The organism is Mannheimia sp., from assembly GCF_056854775.1.
The window spans coordinates 1-3,766 of sequence record NZ_JBXGGI010000057.1 but is presented as its reverse complement, the minus strand read 5'-3'; the positions used below and the strand labels follow the sequence as shown (position 1 = coordinate 3,766).

5 protein-coding genes are annotated in these 3,766 nt (G+C 38.3%); 1 reads left to right on the top strand and 4 read right to left on the bottom strand.

Translation table 11 applies throughout. From position 1 onward, the window contains the following. Positions 1–200 precede the first annotated feature (200 nt). Positions 201–992: a glutamate racemase gene (gene murI, locus ACJHV0_RS04455; RefSeq protein WP_483133491.1), complete on the bottom strand. Its 792-nt coding sequence runs from the start codon at positions 990–992 to the stop codon at positions 201–203. A 127-nt stretch (positions 993–1,119) separates the two neighbouring features. On the opposite strand from murI, the gene ACJHV0_RS04450 reads away from it, so the two are divergent. Further along, on the top strand, positions 1,120–1,989 hold the full coding sequence (locus ACJHV0_RS04450) for an NAD(P)-dependent oxidoreductase (protein ID WP_483133490.1): 870 nt from the start codon (positions 1,120–1,122) through the stop codon (positions 1,987–1,989). Positions 1,990–2,026: 37 nt separating this feature from the next. On the opposite strand, the gene ACJHV0_RS04445 is transcribed toward ACJHV0_RS04450, so the two are convergent. From ACJHV0_RS04445 to ACJHV0_RS04435, 3 genes are all read right to left on the bottom strand, one after another. Beyond that, entirely contained in the window at positions 2,027–2,512 is a 486-nt protein-coding gene (locus tag ACJHV0_RS04445) for a chorismate--pyruvate lyase family protein (protein ID WP_483133489.1), read from the bottom strand. Positions 2,513–2,573: 61 nt separating this feature from the next. Then, positions 2,574–3,335 (bottom strand): uridine phosphorylase, encoded by a 762-nt coding sequence (gene udp, locus ACJHV0_RS04440; RefSeq protein ID WP_025216331.1) that lies wholly within the window; start codon positions 3,333–3,335, stop codon positions 2,574–2,576. 125 nt (positions 3,336–3,460) lie between these two features. Continuing rightward, the coding region (locus ACJHV0_RS04435) for a glycosyltransferase (RefSeq protein WP_483133488.1) at positions 3,461–3,766 on the bottom strand (306 nt) is incomplete at its 5' end.

The following is a 3,766-nucleotide window of genomic DNA, read 5'->3' as shown; positions in this document are numbered from 1 at the left end:
AATCAACAAGTGCCCACACAGATTGTCTGATAAATTGTTAAAGAGCAAAATAAAACGACGCACCGGAATCAAACTTAATCTCTTCACAACAGTGCGTCGTTGTGTGGGGTGCATTATAGAGATTTTTAAAACTGTTGCAAGCCCTTTTTTTAAAGTTTTTTATCAACTGGATTATTTTTCATCAAAAACCTTAACATCGCTTAAACATCAATCACAGATAGTTGATTAAACCCCCAATCTTGCATAATTTGTCGTTTAATCTCGAATGAGGAAGTTTCTGAGGTACAAAATGCTTCATTAACTAAATCATTCTTTTGATTAAATTTCCCTTCTCCTAATAAGCTTAAAACCCGTTTAGCAATCCCTATTCCCGGATCAACAAAGTATTTCACTTTTGGTAATACTTGCTGCAATTCATTTTTTATCAAGGGAAAATGGGTGCAACCAAGAATAACCGTATCTAATGTGGAATGAGCTTGCCAATCCTCAACAACTTTTTGTAAACGAGCCATATCCACTCTGCCCGTTCTCTGTTTTTCTTCTACAATTTCAACTAAATCCGTTGTACCAATTTTTTCCACTATGCAATCTCGAGCATATTTTGCAATGAGTTCATCAACATAGGAGCGGGAAACCGTTCCTTTTGTGGCTAGTAAACCGATAGTTTTACTTTCAGAAATTGCCGCAGCAGGTTTAATAGCCGGTACAGTGCCTACGATTGGAAACTGAAAATGCTCACGCAATGCAGGAAGCACAACTGTGCTTGCTGTATTGCACGCCACCACCACCATATCAAGCGGTCGTTTTTCTGCAATTTTTTGCACAATTTTCACTGCTCGTTCAATCAAAACCGTTTCTGATTTCTCGGAATAAGGGAAAAAAGCATTATCAAAGCAATACAGATAGTGAGCGTGAGGTAGCACTTTACGGATTTCATCATAAATCGTTAATCCGCCCATTCCGGAGTCATATAAAAGAATTGTTGGTTTCATTGTTATTTACTGATTAATTAAGTGCAGAAATGCTACTCCTTTCCATCGTTATATTCAAGTTATCTCTATTTGACTTGATTATCGAAAATCGCAATAATCATTCTATTATTTAACCAAGGAGAACATTATGCAAAAATTTAACACACAAGAAATTGGTTGGATTGGTTTAGGTCAAATGGGCGAACCAATGGCTAAACATTTACTTAATAGTGGCATAAAAGTAGGTGTTTATAACCGTAGTCCTGAAAAAGCAGAGAAAGTAGTGGCAGCAGGCGGTAAATTATACTCTTCTGTTATTGAGTTAGTGAAAGCTCACGATATTATTTTCTTAATGATTGCAGACTACGCTTCTATTCAGCAAGTATTAAGTGCTGAGGTCTTAGCACAGTTAAAAGGCAAATTAGTCGTGAATATGAGCACCATTTCTCCAAGTCAAAACCAAGCGGTTGAAGCACTTCTTGCAGAACACGGAGCGGAGTTTGTGGAAGCACCTGTTTCAGGCTCAAGCAAAGTAGCAGAAGCAGGAAAATTATTAGTGCTTTCCGCAGGTAAAGAAGAAATTGTTGAGCAAATCAAGCCGCTTTTCGCTGCATTTAGTACGACAACTTTCTATTATGGCTCTGTAGGCAAAGCCGGTGGTATTAAATTAATGATTAACTCACTATTAGGCATTTTCGTTCAAGCTTACGGTGAGGCATTAAATTTTGCTGATCAGTATGGTATTCCGAAAGAGCAAGTGATTGAGATGATTTCAGGTTCGTTTATGAACAGCCCGATTTTCCAAGCAAAAGTGCCTATGTACTTAGCGAACGAGTTCCAACCTGCGTTTATGATGAAACATATGACGAAAGATTTTAACTTAGCAAGCGAAGAAATTGCGAAGTTAGGTAAATCTTATCCGTTAATTGAACAAGCAACCAAAACCTATAATCAGGCAAATGATTCAGGCTTGAGCGAAGTGGATATGGCTGCGATTTATCAATATCTAGCAAAATAAAATCAAAAATCGGTTGGTGTAATGCCAACCGATTTTTTTATAAATAAGGAAAGTTTTCTAAAAACAACTCTTTGACTTCAAGGAAATAGCCATTGATTTGATACACCCCTCGGCGGGCAAAGAAACCGTTTTCTGCTTGAGCCCACTCTAATTTTTTCCTGATCGGATTTTGAGAAAACAACCATAAACCAATCGGCTCGTTACCAAGTGTCGGTATATTTGGGGCGATATTTTCAATCGTTGATCTCGGCACAAGCGTTTGAGCAAAAATCCAATTGGTATCACCATCTTTTAATAACACTTCTCTCAACCAAAAGTCTTCATTGCAAGCGGTCAGATTTTGCGAATTTTTTGCAACCCACTTTTCTTGCACCACTTCCACGTTGAAATCGGTTGCCACATCAAGTAACTTTTGAGTAAGCGACCCATCGTGCAGAAGCCAGTCTTGTTGAGTAAAAGAAAGCGGCTCCGGCACTGAATGCCATTCAGCCGCTAACAGAATTTTACGATATTTTGTAAACATAAAGAAAAAAGGGTAAATTGTAACAAAGACAATTTACCCTTTTTATCTTTAAATTTAAAGATTAACCTTTAATTAATTTTCTTACCCCTTCTACCACAACAGAAATTGCTTTATGTTCGGTTTCGTGGATTGTTGCTTCGTTTGGAATTTCTTGTTGAGTGCGGTTTACAATCACGCCGGACACCATACCTGCTCGTAAACCTAATGCAGAACACATTGTAAAGAGCGTAGCAGATTCCATTTCAAAATTCATTACATTGAGATCTTGCCACTGTTTTAATGAACCTTGAAAATGGCGATAAATTTTGCCTGTGAAGGTGTCGTAACGCTCTTGTCCCGGATAGAACGTATCAGAAGAAGCAGTAATACCAACGTAAGGTTTAACACCTGCATCAACCGCAGCAGCGTAAAGTGCGTTAGTACACTCAAAGTTTGCTACAGCCGGATATTCCATTGGTGCAAAGTGTTTGCTTGCACCGTCTAAACGTACTGCACCAGTGGTAATTAAAATATCGCCTACGTTGATATGTTCTTGAATTGCACCTGTTGTGCCAATGCGTAAGAAGGTACGAACGCCTAATTGAGCGAGTTCTTCCACACAAATTGAAACCGAAGGACCACCAATCCCCGTTGAACAAATAACTACGGCTTCACCTTCTACATAACCTAACCAAGAGGTAAATTCACGGGTAGATGCTAAAAACTCCGGGTTATCCATTTTTTTTGCAATACGCTCACTTCTGGCAGGATCTCCCGGTACTATCGCAATTTTTGCCCCTTTTAACATCGCTTTTGTTAAACCTAAATGAAATACTTCAGACATAACGATCTCCTTTTGATTTCTAATCATCATTCAAAATCATTCTACCTAGCAAGCGGTTGATTTTCGATATTTTTTTGCGATCAATGTTTGATTTTGTGAAGTAGATCAAAGGCAAACGGTTTCGTTCACTGAGCCTTTTTGATTTGCGATTCAATATAAGTCGGAGCGAAAAAATCCTTATCAGACAGATAGAACACAAAATCTTCTTTAACCAACATCGCAATTAGCTCATTAAGATTTTGAATATCCATCGGTGAATAAATCACCGTTAAATTATCAAATTTTTGAATGATTTCTGAGGCTGGGCGGTAATATTGCTCGCCATTCACAAAAATATAGTGTTTACAAGGGTAGCCTTGCTTTTTCACACTTTCAATTGCTCGCCCCAATTCAGGTTGAGCTGTGGTTAGACTAACTACCGCCACCGTTGG

Bases quoted from the DNA above. Each gene is read 5' to 3' on its own strand.
- murI (WP_483133491.1), bottom strand. From the start codon at position 992: ATGAAACCAACAATTCTTTTATATGACTCCGGAATGGGCGGATTAACG.
- ACJHV0_RS04450 (WP_483133490.1), top strand. From the start codon at position 1,120: ATGCAAAAATTTAACACACAAGAAATTGGTTGGATTGGTTTAGGTCAA.
- ACJHV0_RS04445 (WP_483133489.1), bottom strand. From the start codon at position 2,512: ATGTTTACAAAATATCGTAAAATTCTGTTAGCGGCTGAATGGCATTCA.
- udp (WP_025216331.1), bottom strand. From the start codon at position 3,335: ATGTCTGAAGTATTTCATTTAGGTTTAACAAAAGCGATGTTAAAAGGG.